General features: G+C 61.5%; 17 protein-coding genes and 1 pseudogene. 6 read left to right on the top strand and 12 right to left on the bottom strand.

The features are described from left to right. Positions 1 to 58: 58 nt before the first annotated feature. From AC0L3U_RS15115 to AC0L3U_RS15105, 3 genes are read right to left on the bottom strand one after another with little or no spacing between them, the layout of a single operon-like run. Positions 59 to 1579: a DHA2 family efflux MFS transporter permease subunit gene (locus AC0L3U_RS15115; protein ID WP_473362239.1), complete on the bottom strand. Its 1521-nt coding sequence runs from the start codon at positions 1577 to 1579 to the stop codon at positions 59 to 61. Between the two features lie 7 nt (positions 1580 to 1586). Then, on the bottom strand, positions 1587 to 2810 hold the full coding sequence (locus AC0L3U_RS15110) for an HlyD family secretion protein (RefSeq protein ID WP_473362238.1): 1224 nt from the start codon (positions 2808 to 2810) through the stop codon (positions 1587 to 1589). Beyond that, a complete protein-coding gene (locus AC0L3U_RS15105; protein ID WP_473362237.1) occupies positions 2803 to 3285 on the bottom strand; it encodes a MarR family winged helix-turn-helix transcriptional regulator in 483 nt (160 codons plus the stop codon). Before AC0L3U_RS15105 ends, AC0L3U_RS15110 begins: the two co-directional genes overlap by 8 nt. 282 nt (positions 3286 to 3567) lie before the next feature. Between AC0L3U_RS15105 and AC0L3U_RS15100 the strand changes: the two genes are divergently transcribed. Next, on the top strand, positions 3568 to 3723 hold the full coding sequence (locus tag AC0L3U_RS15100; protein ID WP_473362236.1) for a hypothetical protein: 156 nt from the start codon (positions 3568 to 3570) through the stop codon (positions 3721 to 3723). Between the two features lie 479 nt (positions 3724 to 4202). Here the strand turns inward: AC0L3U_RS15100 and AC0L3U_RS15095 are convergent, their stop codons facing one another. The 5 genes and pseudogenes from AC0L3U_RS15095 to AC0L3U_RS15075 form a co-directional block, all read right to left on the bottom strand. Further along, positions 4203 to 4412, bottom strand: coding sequence for a PRC-barrel domain containing protein (locus AC0L3U_RS15095; protein WP_473362235.1), 210 nt, complete (start codon positions 4410 to 4412; stop codon positions 4203 to 4205). A gap of 971 nt (positions 4413 to 5383) precedes the next feature. Continuing rightward, entirely contained in the window at positions 5384 to 6484 is a 1101-nt protein-coding gene (locus tag AC0L3U_RS15090; protein ID WP_473362234.1) for a S1C family serine protease, read from the bottom strand. 98 nt (positions 6485 to 6582) lie between these two features. Continuing rightward, on the bottom strand, positions 6583 to 7071 hold the full coding sequence (locus tag AC0L3U_RS15085) for an FUSC family protein (RefSeq protein WP_473362233.1): 489 nt from the start codon (positions 7069 to 7071) through the stop codon (positions 6583 to 6585). Then, complete coding sequence (locus tag AC0L3U_RS15080) at positions 7068 to 7781, bottom strand: hypothetical protein (RefSeq protein ID WP_473362232.1); 714 nt, start codon at positions 7779 to 7781, stop codon at positions 7068 to 7070. The genes AC0L3U_RS15085 and AC0L3U_RS15080 overlap by 4 nt, the downstream gene beginning before the upstream one ends. 170 nt (positions 7782 to 7951) lie before the next feature. Further along, positions 7952 to 8650: pseudogene (locus tag AC0L3U_RS15075) on the bottom strand (Mu transposase domain-containing protein); the annotation flags it as partial. An 8-nt stretch (positions 8651 to 8658) separates the two neighbouring features. Here AC0L3U_RS15075 and AC0L3U_RS15070 point away from each other — a divergent pair. Next, positions 8659 to 9153: a hypothetical protein gene (locus AC0L3U_RS15070; RefSeq protein ID WP_473362231.1), complete on the top strand. Its 495-nt coding sequence runs from the start codon at positions 8659 to 8661 to the stop codon at positions 9151 to 9153. A gap of 138 nt (positions 9154 to 9291) precedes the next feature. Next, positions 9292 to 9825: a DUF4142 domain-containing protein gene (locus tag AC0L3U_RS15065; protein WP_473362230.1), complete on the top strand. Its 534-nt coding sequence runs from the start codon at positions 9292 to 9294 to the stop codon at positions 9823 to 9825. Positions 9826 to 10340: 515 nt separating this feature from the next. On the opposite strand, the gene AC0L3U_RS15060 is transcribed toward AC0L3U_RS15065, so the two are convergent. The 4 genes from AC0L3U_RS15060 to AC0L3U_RS15045 form a co-directional block, all read right to left on the bottom strand. Beyond that, positions 10341 to 11060 carry a Crp/Fnr family transcriptional regulator gene (locus AC0L3U_RS15060; protein WP_473362229.1) on the bottom strand — a complete coding sequence of 240 codons (720 nt, stop codon included), beginning with the start codon at positions 11058 to 11060 and terminating at the stop codon, positions 10341 to 10343. A 767-nt stretch (positions 11061 to 11827) separates the two neighbouring features. Then, positions 11828 to 12019: a hypothetical protein gene (locus AC0L3U_RS15055; RefSeq protein ID WP_249808924.1), complete on the bottom strand. Its 192-nt coding sequence runs from the start codon at positions 12017 to 12019 to the stop codon at positions 11828 to 11830. Positions 12020 to 12381: 362 nt separating this feature from the next. Continuing rightward, positions 12382 to 12756, bottom strand: coding sequence for a response regulator (locus tag AC0L3U_RS15050; protein WP_473362228.1), 375 nt, complete (start codon positions 12754 to 12756; stop codon positions 12382 to 12384). Beyond that, complete coding sequence (locus tag AC0L3U_RS15045) at positions 12749 to 14104, bottom strand: sensor histidine kinase (protein WP_473362227.1); 1356 nt, start codon at positions 14102 to 14104, stop codon at positions 12749 to 12751. The genes AC0L3U_RS15050 and AC0L3U_RS15045 overlap by 8 nt, the downstream gene beginning before the upstream one ends. Before the next feature lie 522 nt (positions 14105 to 14626). On the opposite strand from AC0L3U_RS15045, the gene AC0L3U_RS15040 reads away from it, so the two are divergent. The 3 genes from AC0L3U_RS15040 to AC0L3U_RS15030 all read left to right on the top strand — a co-directional run bounded on the left by AC0L3U_RS15040 (position 14627) and on the right by AC0L3U_RS15030 (position 17136). Next, entirely contained in the window at positions 14627 to 14848 is a 222-nt protein-coding gene (locus tag AC0L3U_RS15040) for a hypothetical protein (RefSeq protein WP_473362226.1), read from the top strand. Between the two features lie 1044 nt (positions 14849 to 15892). Further along, positions 15893 to 16309 (top strand): FAD-dependent oxidoreductase, encoded by a 417-nt coding sequence (locus AC0L3U_RS15035; protein WP_473362225.1) that lies wholly within the window; start codon positions 15893 to 15895, stop codon positions 16307 to 16309. 53 nt (positions 16310 to 16362) lie between these two features. After that, complete coding sequence (locus AC0L3U_RS15030; RefSeq protein ID WP_473362224.1) at positions 16363 to 17136, top strand: NAD(P)/FAD-dependent oxidoreductase; 774 nt, start codon at positions 16363 to 16365, stop codon at positions 17134 to 17136. Positions 17137 to 17362: the final 226 nt, after the last annotated feature.

The following is a 17362-nucleotide window of genomic DNA, read 5'->3' as shown; positions in this document are numbered from 1 at the left end:
CCCGCAGGCGCCACGATGTAAGGCATGAAATTGAGGAAGCCTTCCAGCAGGTGGACTGTTACTCCATGACCATGGCGTGATCGCCGGGAGCCGATGCCGGCGCGCCCCGAAGCAGGAGCAGCAGGGGAATAGCCGCGAGGGTCAGGATCATCATCAGCTTGAAATCGTCGATGTAGCTGATGATGGTGGCCTGTTGCTGGATGAGCGCGTCCAGTGCGGCTCGTCCAGGGGCCGTCCACGGGCTCAAAGCGCGGAAGGCGTGCTGCGCAAGCTCGCGGTTCGTCGCGGTCACATGCGCGCCGATGATGGCGTGGTTGACTTGGCCGTTCCGGATCAGCAGGTACGAGACAACGGAGATGCCGACGCTGGATCCCACATTGCGCGACAGGTTATAGAGGCCGGTCCCGTCGCCGCGCTTGGCCGGGTCGAGGGTCGCGAACGTCACCGTGGTCAGTGGAACGAAAAGAAAGCCGAGGCCGGCGCCCTGAATGAAGCCCGTAACGGCGATGGTCCACTGCGAGACGGCGGGGGTCCAGCCGGTCATGTCGTACATGGCCCAGGCCGTGAGTAGAAGCCCCGCAAGCAGCAGGAGGCGTGTGTCAACCTTGTTGATCAACCGCCCGACCACGAACATGCAGGCCATGGTGCCGACACCGCGCGGTCCCATCACGATGCCGGCCGTCACGACGGGATAGCCCATCAGTGTCTGCAGATACGGCGTGAGGAGCGCCATCGATGCAAGATAGGTGATGCCGACGATGAAAATGAAGAACATTCCGATCGTAAAATTGCGATCGAGGAACAGGCGGGGGTCCACGAACGAATGCTCCGCGGTGAAAGTATGCACCAGGAAGACGTAGAAGGCCGAGACCGCGACCGTTGCCTCGATGATGATCTCAATGGAGGAAAACCAGTCGAGCTGCGCGCCGCGGTCTAGGAACACCTGCATGGCGCCGATCGCAACGCTAAGACTGCCAAAGCCAAGCCAGTCCATTCGACCACTGCCGATCAAGGAGTCTGTCCGCATGAAGGCCGAGATGCCGATGAAGGCGAGCGCGCCAATGGGAACATTGATGTAGAACACCCAACGCCAGCTCATGTGGTCGGTCAGCCAGCCGCCGATGACCGGTCCCAATACTGGTCCGACCATGACAGAGATTCCGAAGAGTGCCATCGCGGAGCCGCGTTCCTCAGGGGTGTAGATGTCCAGAAGAATGGATTGGGCGATCGGCACTAGCGCCGCGCCGAAAAAGCCCTGCATGAGACGGAACCCCACGATTTGGGTTAGCGACTGCGCCAGTCCGCAGAGGACAGATGCCCCGACGAAACCTACGATGGCCACCATCAGCACCCGCTTGCGCCCGAACCGCGCCGCCAAAAATCCGGACGGCGGCGTCATGATGGCTGCCGCGACGATGTAGGAGGTCAGCACCCAGTTGATCTGGTCGGCGCTTGCCGAGACGCTGCCCTGCATGTACGGCAGCGCGACGTTCGCAATCGTGGTGTCGAGCGCCTGCATGACCACCGCCAAGATGATGCAGGCGGTGATCTCTCCTCTATTCTGGACGGCGGCAGTCATTCGATGATTAGAGGTACTTCGTGATGAAATGGGGGAGGCCGCGGGCATGGCCGGTGTCGATGCTGAGCTCCACGCTCATGCCCACCCGCAGCGGCGGCTTGTCCGTATCGCTCTGAACGCGCACTCGCAAGGGGATGCGCTGCACGACCTTGACCCAGTTGCCGCTGGAGTTTTCCGAAGGCAGCAATGAGAAGCTGGATGAAGACGCAGGGCTGATGCTGTCGACGGTGCCGGACCATTCCACGCCGGGATAAGTGTCCACGTCGATCGTGGCCTTTTGCCCGGGTTTGACGTACGTGAGCTCGGTCTCCTTCGGGTTGGCCTGTATCCAGACGTGGTCTGAGGACACAAGATTGAACGCGACCGTGGACGCTGCGAGATACTGCCCGGGCTGCAACGTCGGAACGTTCGTCGCGATGCCGGTGAACGGCGCCTGGACTGTCGTGTGGTCCAACTGTCTGGCGGCTTCGTCTCGGGCGGCGACGGCATCCTTGTAGCGCGGGTGGTCCTCGATGTTTCCGTTGGGCTCGCCGTTGAGGTTCGCCGCAAGCCCTTCAAGCTGCTGCTGCAAGGACGCGAGCTTCTGCTGCGCGCTCTGCAGGCTGTTCTTGGCAGCATCGTAGGTCGCTCGCGGAGTGAAGTTGTTAGCGAGCAGCTGCTCCTGGCGCTTGAAGTTGGTCATGTTGAAGTCAACATCTGCCTTGGCCTGCTGCACCTGGGCTTCCATGTTCCGGTAACTCGCCTGCATTGCCATGAGATCATTTTTGGTGTTACCAACCTGTGCTGCGGCTCTTTCAAGCGCAAATTGGAAGGGCTTGGGATCGAGCTTGAACAGCACGTCTCCCTTCGCGACCTTTTGATTGTCCTTGACCAGCACCTGTTGGACCATTCCGGATACGTCAGTGGAGATCCCGACGGTATCTGCCTGAACATAGGCGTTTTCGGTCTCCATCACCGCGCCGCCGGTGACGTAGAGGTATCCTCCCACGATCAGTGCGATGGGCAGCAGTGCAAACAGCCCGACCCGCAGCATTGATCGCCGGTTTGATCGAGCAGGTGCGGCTGCCGCCCGTTTTTGCCCGAACTGCGATTGGGTCTGGCCGCGGGCTTCGACCTGATCCTGCTGCTCTGTGTGCGGGTCCTCGCTGCGGCGCTCGGGCCGGCCGCGGTCGAGCTGGTGAACGTTGCCGTCCTCCGCGGTCTGCTTCCTGTCTTCTTTCACTTTATCCATGACCGACCTTCTTCTTGTTCGTTGGCGGCGCGTCACAGGCGGCCGAGAGGTTCAAGCGCATCGCGGAAAGCGACCTCAGAAGGCACTCGCGATCGGATTGAGAGAGCCCAGCGAGCGTCTCCGAGCGCGTTCTCTCTCCGAGCTCCCGAACCTGCTTCAGTTTGGGTTTCGCCGCGTCCGTAAGACGAAGCCGCCAAACCCGGCGGTCCGTCGCGTGAGGGATGCGGTCCACGAAGCCGGACTCCACCAAGCGATCTATTATTCGGCTCAACGTGATCGGTTCGACATCGAGGAGATCCGCGAGCCCCGTTTGACTGATGCCTTCATTCCGCGAGAGGTAGGCCAGCGCTTGCCACTGCGCGCGCGTCAGTCCGAACCCACGGGCGTGCTGCTCGAACCTCTTGCGCATGAGACGCGCGACGTCGTGCAGGAGGAACCCTAGTTCGGCGGATCCGGTAAGATTCGAGCCGTTCATAGCGAACTCACTTTCGGCAGATAGTAAGCAAGCTCATAATGGTCAATGCTTAGGATTGATCCGCTCCTCACATGCAGTTGATTCAGGCGCGCCGGGTTCCCGGCGTGTGCCACAAATCTCCGATGGTCGGCGGCCCGGCAAGCGCCCGGCGTGATACCGGAGTTTGTCTTTTATGCCTGAGCCGCGTGCAAGCTAAGGCGATTCCGGAATGCGTTTCCGGTCCTTTACCGAGCCGCTTGCTGACCGGTAGCGCAACGGAGAGCTCGACGTGAATGAAGTGACATGACTCTCGGCCTCCGGCGAGGACAGACGCCGCAGCAGCGGGCGGAGGGCAATCCCAAGTGCTTTGAGATGCAGCTCGGGCGCGCGCAGCAGACCGGCGTGGAGCGCCGCGGCTCGGACGCGATCATTGCTGTCGAGCTCAGAGGCGAGGGGTGACGGAGGGAGTTCGCGCAGTTCCAGCCGTTTTCAACGCCGGAGATGCGTGCCCGAATTCCGGACCGGTGCGAGGAACAGATGATTCTGACCTCGAGGCTCGCCCCGGAAGGCTCGACAGCCTGCCCGCGAGTCTCGACTTCCGGGCGCTGGAGGCCACTTCCTGAGACTTCGACGCGAGAAGATCGTCCGCTGATCAGAGGAGGCTTTGTTGCGGCCGCGCGAAATCTGATCGGCACGGATGGGTTCTGGGCGGCATAGAAGTACGCTCTGCACGGCAAACGGCACACACTCCAGATCGTCGCCAATTTCGCCGCTCGAGTACTGAGCCTTCCGGTTCTCATTGAAGGAGAAGCCTTGTGGGGATTGCAACCAAGCAGGAGGGAGTGCTGTTGCCGAACGATCATTGTGCGGCCTAGGAGGCCCCGACCTCCAAAGAAGCCGCTGCAGCGGATCATCTTTAGTCCTGCGGCCCGGCGCTTTCAACCTTCTAGGAATTTGATGGTCGAGACAGGCCAAGCCCCGTCGTGCCCCGAAACTTGTAGCCGAAGTCCATGCAATTCGTCGAGAACGAGGCGGTCTATCGTGCCCGCCTTGGCGTCCGTCAGGACGACACATTTTCCGAGTGACTCGTCTTCGGCCAGCTCGAGCTCACGAAGAATCGCCAACGCATGTCTCTTAGCCTTAATCATGAAAGGTGTTCTCGATAGCGGCAGAAGCATTCACCGGAAGTGCATATCGTTTCGTGGCGCGGCGCCCCCTCGGCCGGATCGGCAAACAGTTCGACTGCGAAATGTTCGAGAGAAGTCGCCCAGATCGGTGCCCAGCAAGTATGTCAACCCCTGCCAAGACCTGAAGCGCAGAACCGCAGATGCAGTCCGGACGCGGATGTTGCCTGCCCGCCCACTTATCCTGAGCTGCGGGCTGCCACGACTGTCGCGTTGCTTGCGTTGTTCAGGCCTTGGGATCAATCGGGATACCTGCCAGAACCCCAGTTAGGGATCGCTCAAGCTCCAGCTCATTCTCCGCGGCTTTTGCCTTTTTCAGGAGGCGGTCTCGTTCCTCACACGTGTGTTTCGAGTCGTCCCGCTGGCGGGCAAGCAAAGCGGCCAATGAGGCCGCTGCATGATGCGCCTTCGATGCTTGGTCGGTCGTTGCCCATTTCGCATTAGTAAAGGATGCATACTCAGTGGTGCCATAACCCAGGTGAATCGTACCAAACGACCCCGGCCAGACCGCCGAACTCCTTGAACCATCACCGGAATGTTCATCACGTGTGGAGTCAAATTGGAAGCTGATGGGATCAAATTAGGCTTCAGCCGCGCCGTCGCTCCGCTACACCGGGCCAACGAGCATCGGGGGCCAGACGATCAACCTGCCGAACTCCAACGTTCTGCGATCATCTGCCGGTGTGGGCCTAACCTGGGCGCCTCCTTTCGGCGCCTCGCAATCAACTATGCCATTTCCGTCACGAAGACCGCGTTTGACGTGGCACAGCCTTTCAACTTTACCGCGTTGCCGGTTTTGAATCCCTCGAAGACAACGAAGCCCACGATCGCATGGTTCGTTCAGTGTGCCACGACCGCCCCTCACTCTAATGCCGGCAACAACCACGAGCCCGGCTCCAACGCGCCGCAGGCGCACTCCGGTTCAGGCGGACCGATCATCGCTGGTCCAACTGGGAGATGTCTGAGATAGTCAACTTCAGAGTGCGGCTTTGCCCGGCTCGGTCGATGGTCAATTCGACCTGCTTACCGATCCCTTCATTTTCGAGCACAGAAGTCAGTTCCTCCATGCTGTGAACAGGCTTCCCATCTGCTTCGGTGATGATGTCCTTGATCACTCCGTCCTCGCTTGCGCCCTCAAGTCCCGCTTGCGCGGCGGGAGAGCCGGGCAACGTTCGCAGGATAATGATCCCGTCAATTCCGAGGCTTGTTGCCTCATCCTGCTTGGCAGCGACGATACCGAGGCCCGCCAAGGGCACGTGACCATCGCGGATCAGCTGGGCCGCAACGCGGTTGACGATGTCGACGGGAATCGCGAAACCGATGCCTGCGGAGGCGCCCGAGCCCGACAGAATCGCGCTGTTCACCCCAATGAGCCGTCCGGCGCTGTCGAGCAGCGGTCCGCCCGAATTCCCGGGATTGATGGGAGCGTCGGTCTGAATCATCCCTTTGACCTCACGCGCCGTCACCGACGGAAGTCTTCGGCCGAGTGCGCTCACGATGCCGGAGGTCAACGTCTGATCGAGGCCGTAGGGATTGCCGATCGCGAAGGCAGTCTGGCCGACCTGTAGATCAGCCGAGCGGCCAACAGTAATGGGATGCAGCGCCGACCTTGGTCGCTCCAACTGAAGAACGGCAAGGTCGTAATTTGGAGCAGCGCCTACTACTTGTGCAGCAACGAATTCCCCGGAGGTCAGCCTAACTCCAATCTGGGCCGTGCCATTGATCACGTGGTTGTTCGTGATCACATGACCTGCCAGATCCCATATAATGCCCGAGCCCGATTGCGTCACGCTTTGTTCGTCGGAAAAGAAAGACGTGCTCCGCGCAGTTCGAGCGAATACATGCACGACCGACGGGGAGGCGTCCTTGAACAGACGAACAGTCGCTTGTTCGCTCGAAGCAAGATCGGCGCGGGGAGCGACAGGGCGGGGATCAGAGGCAGAAAACCACAGAGCGGACAGGTAGGGCTGTATCAGCCAGATCGTTGCCAAACACAGCAGCCAGACCGTGATGACGCGCAGGAAACGAATCGGCACCCTCGTGCCTCCTTTGCCGCTTCCAATTTCAGGTTATCCCGATGGTTCCTAACGACGTCTCGCGGCTGCGCCGGCTGATGCAGTCTTAGGCTTACTTTTTAGCAACGAGCGCATCTGGCCATTGTTGCCCGCCGAAGGAGCAGCCGATGCGCAGCCTCGGCCCGCAGCAAGGCGTTTTTTGAGCTCGGCGGTCCCAGCACGACAGAGCAAAGTACATGATCACCTCGTCTGCTAGGCTTGTCGCCGGGCGTCGCTATCAAGCCGGCAATCACCGCGAGTGCGGCGCCGATGATGGTCGCGACGACACGCCGCCAAGCCGCTTCGGGTTCGGGCAAGCCGGCCAACGCGGTCATGAACACAATCGTTGCCGTGATCCAGAAGGAGAAAGCGGCATAGCTGGCTCGCTGCATCGCATATGTACTCCATCCGCAGATGGTGACCAGGACCGCAACCGTGCCGGGCGAAGGCCGGAGCAGGGCGGCCATTGCGGTCGCGGCGGCGCCGCCCATCAGGGTTCCGAGTATACGCTGAACGGTACGGACAAGCGTATCCCGACCGCTGGGTTTGACGATGATTAGAGCGGTCATCGGGATCCAATACCCATTCTCCAATCTGGGGCGAGCTCCAGCAGCAGCGCGATGCCAACCATTGTGCCGACCGTCAGCGCGTATCGGAGCTGAGCAGGAGAGGAGGGCGGTTGTTCGGGGGCTTTCGGTTCGAGCCGAGCATCTGCGTCACGGTCTTTCGGCTCGCTTGCGGCGCCGAAGGGATGCCAGGTCCAAGCGATGACAATGATCCCAGTCTGCAGCATGGCACCCCCCAAGATCAGCAGCCCCCTTTGCAGGGCATCGCGCAAATCCGACGGCGTCGCTACCGCCAGGAAAAACGCGATCGACCACTGCAGCGTGAACCACCATGGCGCCTGCCCAAGTCGGGTAGCCAGCCCACAGATCGTGGCGATCAGCCCGCCAATGATCGCGGTCAAGATCACGGAGTGACCCAATAAGGCGCCGAGAAACCCAGAGAGAGCCATACCGGTGGCGGCGAGCAACATTGCCGCGCCGCGCACACCGCCCGAGGACTGCCGCTGGAAAGCTCCAAACCCCGTGGGCAGCGCTCCAGTCGTTGCCGTCAGCCCGATGTGCCCGGAGCCTGCGAGCAGCCCGCCGAGGACGCAGGCCGCCACCGCGATGCTGGATATCAGCGCGGCTACGGGGTGGATCTCCGACCACCGGATCTCGAGCGCCTGCTTGAGGAAAGAGCGCCACGTTTGCGGAATGGCGGTTGTGTCCGACATCGTCGGGTTCCGGTCACGTCAATGCACTACGTCGCAGCCTTGGAGCAGAACTGGTCCGCCGATTAGGCGTTCCAAGCGCCTCTATCCAGCCCCCGTGCGGTAGATCGATTGCTCGTGCTATGCATCATGGCGCACTCGCAGCTAGGACGTGATATCCGGAACGGCCTCAGCTAACGGGCACAATCGGCGATCGGTGCATGACGGAGCGTCAGTGCGGCCGGAGGATGTTGGCCGATGGGGCGGGTTCACGTTGACGGGCCAGGATATTGAGAACGACCTCGGCGGAATGGACGCTGTGACTGAGCGCTTCGGCACAGGCCGCTTCCACCGCGGGCAGACCGTCAATCAGCACCGCGTTGAGGATGTCGACCATCTGCCGATTGCCATCGTCGGTGCTGGCAAGCTTGCGCCGGATCCGCTCGATCGCGGCCGGCAGCACCCAGTCTTTGAAGGGAGCACCGTTGCGCAAGGCGCCGGGTTTGGGGGCGAGCACCGGCACATAATGCCAGGGGTCGTAGACGGTATCGCCGCGGCCAAAGGATCGCGGGTGCTCGGCAAGGATGCGTCCATCCTGACGGATTACCCGGTCGTCCGACTGCGCTGGCTGCGACCGAGTACTTGTTGCTCTCGAAGCGCACCAGGCAGGTCTTCGAGACGGATGCCGTCACCGCATGGAAGCCGTCGAAGCGGCCGGCATAGGGAACGGGTTTGGGGCGTTCGGCTTCGAACACTTCCCAGATCGTCTGATCGACCAGCTCTGGATGGCGATGAGCTTTGGCGTAGGCGATGCACTTGTCGAGCGGCCAGGCGTTTAACTCGTCGAGGTTTTTGAACCGCAGCCGCGGCGTGAAGAAGCGTTCCCTGACGACTCACTATCATGGAACTGCCCGCGGCCAACACGCCTCAAATCGACTGGGCGCGAACGCGGATGCCGCGGCGGCCGCGCCCAGTCGCGCCGGCGTTCCAGCCTGAAGTGATCGCGCGAGCCGCCTTCGACGCCGTCATTCACGGGCGGCGCGAGGTCTGGATTGGCACCAGTACGCTGAAGGTGATCCTCGGCGACATGCTGCTGCCGGCCTTCCTCGACCGTTATCTCGCCAGCGTCGCTTTCGAGGGGCAGGAAACGGCGCAGCCGGTCGAATCCGATCGCAAGGACAATCTGATGACGCCGGTTGCTTCGTTGCATCGGACCCACGGACGTTTCGGCAAGGAGGCCGGGGATCACGCAGTGGTGACAACCGGTGGCGTCGCGCGGTTAGCGCCGGTGCTGATCGGGGATTGTCTCGCGCTCATTGCGGGAATGCTCGTTGCAAGTTCGCGGGGGCCGCGGTTGAAGCAATCCCCGGGCAGGCGACCAGTACGTCGCAGCTAATACAGGTTAGCTCTGCAACGACATAGGAACGCGCCGCGCGGGACCGATTTGTTGAGACGAACAGCCCGCGCGCCCTGTCGGCTTTCGCGACCTCGCGCCCGGACGCGTAACCCCCACGATCAATCAGGAAGGCGTACCATGCAAACCAAGGTCCGGAATCAGATTTCGAAAGGCGTCGCGGCGGTCGTCGGTCTTTGTCTCATGACGATTGGAGGCGCATCCGCCGCGCCGCAGGGCAAGGCCAGCAAGCACGACCAGCACTTCCTGATCGAAGCCATCCAGGGCGATCTCTCCGAAGTGAAGGTCGGTCAGCTCGCCCAGCAGAAGGCGCAGAGCGACCAGGCCAAGCAGTTCGGAAAGATGCTCGAGCAGGACCACTCGGACAATCTGAAGCAGGCGCAGCAGCTCGCCAACGCGCAGGGCGTTCAGGCACCGAGCGAGCCGAACAGCAAGCAGAAGGCGATCTACGACAAGCTGAACGGGCTGTCCGGCGCGCAATTCGATGCCGCCTTGGCGCGCAGCATGGTGAAGGACCACGAGGAAGACGTGCGCAAGTTCCAGAAGGAAGCAAAATCCCAGTCACCCGTCGCCGATTTCGCCAAGCAGACGGTTCCGGTGCTGCAAAAGCATTTGGAGACGGCCCGGTCGCTTCAGAAGAGCGCGTTCCGGTAGAGCTGGCAGACGTCGCTGCGACGACGCGAATCGCGATAAATTCGGAGTTTCATTAGCGGAATTCTCGTTATCGCATGCGCATGGCTTGCGCTTGCGACGGTTGGTGCCAAGGCGCAGCCGGCCGGGGGCGCCGCCAGCGGACGCGGGAGGCCAACGGACTGATCCGACGCTCTTTCGGCGATGACGTCGCGGCCGTCGCCAACCTGGGGCGATCTCGTCCGCCGGCGCTCGAGGTCGCGGAGTAGTTTGTTCGACTTCTCCAGGGAAGCAGACTTCGCGCCAGCATGACGTATGTGTCGACCATCGCATGACGCTGTTGACGCGCGGGGGAGTCGGGAGTCATCTCAGCAGCCGAGCTGGCGTGCAAGCTCGAGATGTTCGGTCGCGCTCATCATCGGCATCGCTGCGTTGCCTCCCGCGCGCCATTGTGTGGCGGTCGACCTTAACCTTAGGGGACGGGGTGCAGGTGTTCAATGGCGGAACCTTCGCTTCGGATTGCACTACGTGCGTCGACGCTAACCGCTTGGCGTCAGATGGAGATAGGTCCGATCGAACCCTGCCAATTCCTTCAAGCGTTCCTGGTCGAGCAGGCTGAAGCCGGATCTGTCCGTTTCGACCAACCGTTCCCCGCGCAGACCTTGGAGGGTACGGTTCGTATGGACCACTGAAACAATCGCCGAGGTCGATTTGAGTGATGGCAAGTTAAACGCTCCCCCGCGAGAGCGCCCGATTGCTTCAAGCCGCTCGTGCACTTCGATCAACAGGTGAGCCATTCTCGGCAGCGCGGCTCGCCGCCCAACATTCACGATCCATTCTCGGAAGATAGAAGCATCGATCAGCGTCTCTCGCCACAAGGCCGCGGCCAGGTGGGGGCGTCGCGCCGTCACCTCGGTCAGCTCGGCATGCGAAATGAACCCAAGCGTGCAAGGCGAAAGGCTGACCAAATCATGGTCCATGATCCCGAGGTGAAGGCTTTGAAGGTCAGGTATGTCGCCTGGAATATGCAAGGACAGGACCTGTCGCTCTCCTTCGGCGGTCGTTTTCGAGCGTGAGGCAAACCCCTCAACGATCAGGCAGCACTCGCCGGGACGAGCGCCATCCGCGACGATAGTTTCACGGGCCCCGAGATGCCGCTCACGAATCCGCAGGCTCTGAATGGCGCGGATGTCCTCGCCATCCAGATGGTTCGACACAGCGAGTCTGGTGATGAGGGCTGACGCGAGATTTGCCGGCATCGGATCATCCTCATGAGACCCGAATGATGGCGTATCCACTCCGGCCTGCTAGGCGGGAGTCGCTTGAACTCTCAGCGCCGGCGCCCAATGATATCTGCCGGGGACAGAAAATAACCTAACAGGAATGAAACAGGTCCTGTGAGTCCCAAACGGGCTTTGTGATGAGTTAAGCGCGAACGTACTGATCCACGTTAAGAAGGTGGCCAATTCATCACATGAACTGCCGACGCGCACCCAACCGGGGCCTACTCCGTGGCTGTTAGTGTCAGCTTGAAGTAGGTTCAGGTTGGGCTGTTAACGACGATCTGCCAAGGCTTGCCTCGCCAAAGATCGTCACCTGTGTAGTCTCTCAATTCACCGCGCCCAGCACGCGCGATACTCCCAAACGAGACTGACGCAATGCCACGGCACACATGCCGATTCAACGCGGCCGGGCTGATTCGTTCCGTTCCGCAGAAGTCTGCATCTGGCGCCGGAGCGAGCCTCCGGGGCAGGCTCGTCATGCATCCGAATGCGAGCGCTGCTTGATAGCAGCGCCAGGCCCAGATGGAGCGTTCTCCGAACTTTGCCTTCCACCGGCAGCCGGGCGGGACCTCGGAACTGTCCACTTGCCGTCTGCGTGCTGCTGGGGTGAGCGGAGCAGGTCTCGCACTGGTTAAGCATGACGAGTCGGATCCAGAAGCCTTCCTTCACGCCTTTTTCTCTAGATTGCAATGCTTGCCCCGAACGGCCGTCATGGGTCGTTCGGCGCTCAGATCCCTGCTGCGCTACTGATGTTCGCGCAGCTGCCGCTCCAGCTCTATTGCTCGATCTGCGTTATAAGCGCGCTTCAGCAAGGACTTGCGTTCCTCTCCCGGAGGTTTCTGATCCGCCTGCTCTCGCAGAGTCATGGCGAACTTCGCCAGCCGAATTTCGAGAGAAACTGTTTGCTTGAACCGTCGCCTGCGTTTGATCAACATTGACACTTCCTTCCGTTGCTCGGCGGTTGTATCTCCGGCGGAATGGAAGCTGCAGGATCATAAGCTAATCGCGCCTGCGATTTATTTTCGCTCGGCCGTCGCAAATGTTATGGCGGGCGTGTCACCGAGCCCCAGAATCTCGCGCCGTCAGCATCGGCGTGTCGTTCCGCCCATCTGCCGGTATGAGACGCCCAGAGAAAAGCGACAACCCACCAAGTAGCCGCGCAAGGCAGTGGCCGGAGAGAGGTGTGCTGATGCCGATCGAAGGAAAACATAAACGGGACGAAGAAGCCGACTTGCAACCCTCGGCGGCATTCGCTGTCCCCCTTCGGGCGGACGCAAAAGCCTTTGCTTTGCGCTCTCTACTCGGAGGTGGACAGCGCGCGTGCAAGCGCACGCGCGTCGACCGGCTTGTCAAACCGGGGGGCGTCAGCATATGCGCTCGGTATTAGCCACTGGTCATAGCCGGTGGCGAAGATGAACGGCACTCCTCGCGCGCGCAGATCGTCGGCTACAGGGAAAACCTTCTCGGCACCGAGATTCACGTCGAGGATGGCAAAATCGAGCGCCGACTCTCCTGCGACGAGCGCCAAGGCATCTGCCACGGAGGCTGTGGGACCGATCACCGTCGCGCCGAGATCCTCGAGAGCCCTCGCAAGGTCGACAGCGATCATGTATTCGTCCTCGACCACCAGAACGTGTCGTCCTTCCAGCACCCTTCTCGCTGCATCAGCCATCCACAGCCCCATGGCTCTCAATCTCGGTTGCGATCCGGCAGCGCACGCCGTCGGGACCAAATTCCAGACAGGTCTTGGCATTAAGCTGGTAGGGGAGCGCGCGCTCAATCAGCTCGCTGCCATAGCCCTTCCGAGCCGGACGGTCGCTTCCATCCGGCATCTGGACGCCGCTCTCGCGCCAGTCAAGCACGGCTCGCCGTTTGGACCCGTTAGCTCCCTCCAGCCCCCACAGAATATCGAGCCTACCCGCCGGTTGCCTCAAAGCCCCGTACTTGAGCGCATTGGTGGCGAGTTCATGGATCGCAAGCGCGAATGTTTGAGCTGAGCTGGGAGGCAGCATGGCCGGCGGACCGTCAATCGTGACCTTGCCCGGCTCTACACCTCCGTCGCCGTGCGCCGTTAGCTCCAGCTCGATAAGCTCCCGCAGATCAATGGCGCCGTGGTCGACCCGCGCGAGCAGCCCCTGAACTCGGCTGAGAGCGCGCAATCGGCCCTCGAACTCGGTCGCGAATTGGTCTGTCGAGCCGCTGGTGCGGATCGTCTGGCGCGCGATCGACTGTACCACCGCAAGCAGGTTGCGGGTTCGGTGCTGGAGCTCCGCGAAGAGGACCTTTTGGCATTCCTGGAGCCCTCGCATGTCGTGGACGTCTGTTGAGGTGCCGACCCAGTCGCTGTCCTCGTCCTGAGCGAGGCCGAGCGGCTTCGCCCTTGTCTGATGCCAGCGGTACTCGTCGTCTTTCGCTTGTCGGATGCGGTGCTCGATGTAGTATTCGCCGGTTGTACGAGCCTGCGTCCATTCCGCCACGGTCACATTACGATCGTCGGGATGGACCGCATCGAGCCAACCGAAGCCGAGACTTTGCTCGAACGTCACTCCGGTGAACACGATCCATTGCGGGCTGCCCCAGTTGCGCTCGCCGGTGCCGCGCGTGCGGAACACGAGTTGGGGAATGTTGGTCGCCAGCAGACGAAAGAGCTCCTCGCTTTTGCGGAGCTGCTCCTCTGCATTCCGGCGCTTGGTCAGATCGCGCAGGATCTTCACGAAGCCGCTCCCGTCCGCAAGCGGCATGATGGCCCCCGACCCCCAGAAGCGCGAGCTATCCTTCCGTACGTGCCAGCGCTCGTCTTCCGCCCGCCCTCGGGCGCGGCCCTCCTCGCGCTCTTTTTGAGGAGCCATGGCAGCGCGGTCCTCAGGCGTGAACACGATGTCGCCGTCGCGGCCGACGATCTCGTCGGCGGCGTAGCCCAAGAGTCGCTCGGCCCCAACATTCCAACTTGTGACCACGCCTTGTCGGTCTAAGGCCATGATGGCGAAGTCCGTTGCACTCTCCACCAGAAGGCGCAACATTTCGTCACTGCCGGGTGCGCCTCGTTCGGGTCGGCTAACTGGATCGTCCGTCACTTGCTGCCTCCGCTGGGCCTGCAGGCCGGAAGGAGATCGAAGCCGGTCTGAAACGCCCTCGGAACTGCAATCGTGCCGCAGAACGGACGTTCCTACGCGCATGCCATTGGGCGTGAGTAGATATCGTCTCTTTGGGCCCCCGGCTCCGCCAGTACGTTCTTCTCGGTCCGGGCTCAATTCAGCAGCCGCAGACTGCTGGCCCGAATGGTTGAGCACGATCGCTCGCCGAATGCCGAGCTGATCTAGGCATTCCTGCACGGCTGGGCGTCCGGCGTCCTCATCACGCCGGGAGGCCGCGAGCTGTGCCCGATGGCTGGGACGCTCGAGCATCGCTCGGTGATTCTCCGCCGCCCGGCTGCGGCAACCTCCTGTTATCGCCCGACGATTGGAGCGCCGGCGCTCAGAGGGGTAATAGGAACGGGTGCGTCCTCTGCAACATTGCTGGTAGGCAGACAATGGGAGCCCTAAATGGCAACGCATATCGTGATGGACCACAGCGGCGATAGCCGTCATGACTTCAGTAATACCGATGCAAGGGCGCTGGCAGATGCCGAGCGGCGCTTCGTGGAATTGACGGGCAAAGGCTTCACCGCGGCGGTCCGGACTGCCGAAGGCGACGTGAGCAAGATCTCCAGATTCGATCCCACCGTAGAAGAGACGTTGTTTTTCCCGCGTCTTGTGGGTGGTTAGTCGGCTGGGCGAATGCGTAACTCCCGTCGAGGCCGCTGGAGAGTGCGGGCATGGGCCGTAAGGCTGTTGTACCGCGCTTCCCGCGAAGAGAACACAAGCCATGCTCGGGCGCGGCAGCTGCTCCGCGCTTGGCTGTCGCCTCACCAGAAGAAGCAATTCGAAGCAAATGGCTTCTTTGACGTCGTCGGCTGTCACAGCGGGAAGCGATATCGCATCAGGCGAGGAACATCAGCAAATATCAACGAGCTTGATGGAAACGACCAACTTGGCCCGGGATGGTGCTTTGTCCCTGCAGGGGCCTTGGCTGAAGGGGACGTCATGCTCGCGCAGAAAATAGCGCTGGAGACAAATGAACAAGGAGCATTGGACATTGCCAACCGCTTCCCCGGCCCGATGAGATGGCGCGGGCCATTCGCAAGCGCCCCAGCAACGCCCCGCTAACATGTGGATGCTTGCGTCCGCCTTTATTCGCATGGGAGCCTAGGCTGGTCTGGGAGACTACTCTGGGTAGCGGAGCAAGATGCGGATATCGAACTGGATACTTGCGGCGTCAAGTTGCCGCCATTTGCCATGACCCTCACGTAATTGCCTTTCGGGGCTTCGTTGATGATCCGCCGGGCCATGGCGCGTGCCGAAGTCGCCAGTCGGCGGGAACGGATGATCTACCGCCGGTTCGTGCCGACCAGGCAAGATCCGGGAGGGGTGACGGACCACAGCGTGATCGATGCCGCTATCGGCAGCACGGTTTGAGCGCCGACGGCGCTTCGTCAATGCGCAATCTGACGCAAAATGAAGTCATCGCACCCTCAAACCAGCGAGCAAGATCAGGCATCGCACAGCACACGGATAGGAACGAAGCCCTGCGGGTCCAATTGATCAGCAGCAAAGGAACGCCATGAAAACTCAAATCCTGACGAAGCTCGCCGAGGCGTTGGCCAATTTCGGCGGTTGAACTGCGCGCAGAATAAACGTGCCGGGCCCGCACGCTCGGCAAGTTGAACTAGATGTCCAGATGCAGTCTTGCTAACCCAGGTGGGAGGTTTTTTGCCAAAGCGTCCTTCGGTCGTGGTGGTCGGCGGCGGCTTCGGAGGCTTGGAAGTGGCCCGGGCGCTCGCAGATGTCGATGTCGACGTAACCCTGGTCGACAAAAAGAACCATCACTGCTTTCAACCCTTGCTCTATCAGGTCGCAACTGCCGCGCTTTCGCCGGCCGATGTGGCCTGGCCGATCAGGTCGGTGTTGTCCAGGCAGCAGAATGCCACGGTGATTATGGCCGAGGTGAGCGGCATAGACCTCAAAGCTCGCGCCGTCGCAACGCTCGATGGCCTCACGATTCCGTTCGACTACCTTGTGCTGGCAACTGGTGCGACCAGCTCGTATTTTGGGCACCCTGACTGGGCCCAGTACGCGCCCGGCCTTAGACGATCGAAGATGCTACGCGAATTCGTGCGCGCATCCTGAGTTGCTTTGAGCAGGCCGAGCGGTTGCAGGACGAAGCGCCTCGGCAAAAGGCCATGACCTTCGCGATCGTGGGGGGAGGTCCGACTGGGGTCGAGCTTGCCGGCGCGATAGCGGACGTCGCGCATAACGTCCTTGCGCGCGACTTTCGCCGGGTTGATCCCCGGTCCGCGAAAATCGTGCTGCTCGACGCTGGTAAGCGCGTGCTGCCGACTTTCGAAGAAGAGCTCTCCGAGTATACACGCGAGGCTTTGCGGAAAATGGGCGTCGAGGTCTTGGCGGGATGCTCGGTGACGGACGTTTCTGCGGACGGTGTCACACTCTCCGACGGCCGTCGTATCGATTGCTGCTGCACCTTGTGGGCTGCAGGTGTGCGCGCGAGCGCTGCCGCGGCTTGGCTCGAAGCCCCCGCCGACCGCGCCGGCCGGGTAATTGTGGACGACTCCTTGCGGGTCTCACCTCATCGCAACATCTTCGCGATCGGCGACCTTGCGGCGGCAAAGAGCGAGGGCAAGCCGGTGCCGGGACTGGCACCCGCCGCGAAGCAGATGGGGCAGTTCGTCGGGTCTATCATTGCGGAGGAAATATCAGGGGGAAGTCGAAAGCCGGAACGCTTTGTCTATCGTCACCAGGGCGATCTCGCGACGATCGGCCGAAAGTCCGCCGTAGTGTCGCTCGGGCGGATCCGGCTGAGAGGGCTGCTGGGTTGGCTCTTCTGGAGCGTGGTCCACATCTACTTCCTCATCGGACTGAGGAACAGGATAACGGTGGCCATCAACTGGCTTTGGGAATATCTCACCTTCCAGCGGGGTGCGCGGCTCATCTCCTAGGGGCGCGCCGCAGAGAAGTCACGCACCCGTGCTTCAAAAAGATCCGTGCGGTGGGATGAGGCTACCGTCTGCTGGTCTTATCCGGATCGGCGGGGGCGGGCTCGTCTTCTCTCGCATTCCCGGTTGGGTGGTTCGCCGTACTGCCGCCGCCAGTTCCAATTGCGCCTCCGATAGCGCCAGTTCGGCTGGCTGGCGTCGTACCGCCTGGCTGCAGCCCCGACCTTAT

The organism is Bradyrhizobium sp. Kon69, from assembly GCF_055807515.1.
Note: the sequence above shows the minus strand (reverse complement) of the source record. Positions and strands in the feature narration are given on the sequence as shown.

Coding starts and splice junctions, on each gene's coding strand:
- AC0L3U_RS15115 (WP_473362239.1), bottom strand. CDS start 1,579: ATGACTGCCGCCGTCCAGAATAGAGGAGAGATCACCGCCTGCATCATC.
- AC0L3U_RS15110 (WP_473362238.1), bottom strand. CDS start 2,810: ATGGATAAAGTGAAAGAAGACAGGAAGCAGACCGCGGAGGACGGCAAC.
- AC0L3U_RS15105 (WP_473362237.1), bottom strand. CDS start 3,285: ATGAACGGCTCGAATCTTACCGGATCCGCCGAACTAGGGTTCCTCCTG.
- AC0L3U_RS15100 (WP_473362236.1), top strand. CDS start 3,568: ATGACTCTCGGCCTCCGGCGAGGACAGACGCCGCAGCAGCGGGCGGAG.
- AC0L3U_RS15095 (WP_473362235.1), bottom strand. CDS start 4,412: ATGATTAAGGCTAAGAGACATGCGTTGGCGATTCTTCGTGAGCTCGAG.
- AC0L3U_RS15085 (WP_473362233.1), bottom strand. CDS start 7,071: ATGACCGCTCTAATCATCGTCAAACCCAGCGGTCGGGATACGCTTGTC.
- AC0L3U_RS15080 (WP_473362232.1), bottom strand. CDS start 7,781: ATGTCGGACACAACCGCCATTCCGCAAACGTGGCGCTCTTTCCTCAAG.
- AC0L3U_RS15070 (WP_473362231.1), top strand. CDS start 8,659: ATGGAACTGCCCGCGGCCAACACGCCTCAAATCGACTGGGCGCGAACG.
- AC0L3U_RS15065 (WP_473362230.1), top strand. CDS start 9,292: ATGCAAACCAAGGTCCGGAATCAGATTTCGAAAGGCGTCGCGGCGGTC.
- AC0L3U_RS15060 (WP_473362229.1), bottom strand. CDS start 11,060: ATGCCGGCAAATCTCGCGTCAGCCCTCATCACCAGACTCGCTGTGTCG.
- AC0L3U_RS15055 (WP_249808924.1), bottom strand. CDS start 12,019: ATGTTGATCAAACGCAGGCGACGGTTCAAGCAAACAGTTTCTCTCGAA.
- AC0L3U_RS15050 (WP_473362228.1), bottom strand. CDS start 12,756: ATGGCTGATGCAGCGAGAAGGGTGCTGGAAGGACGACACGTTCTGGTG.
- AC0L3U_RS15045 (WP_473362227.1), bottom strand. CDS start 14,104: ATGTTGCGCCTTCTGGTGGAGAGTGCAACGGACTTCGCCATCATGGCC.
- AC0L3U_RS15040 (WP_473362226.1), top strand. CDS start 14,627: ATGGCAACGCATATCGTGATGGACCACAGCGGCGATAGCCGTCATGAC.
- AC0L3U_RS15030 (WP_473362224.1), top strand. CDS start 16,363: ATGACCTTCGCGATCGTGGGGGGAGGTCCGACTGGGGTCGAGCTTGCC.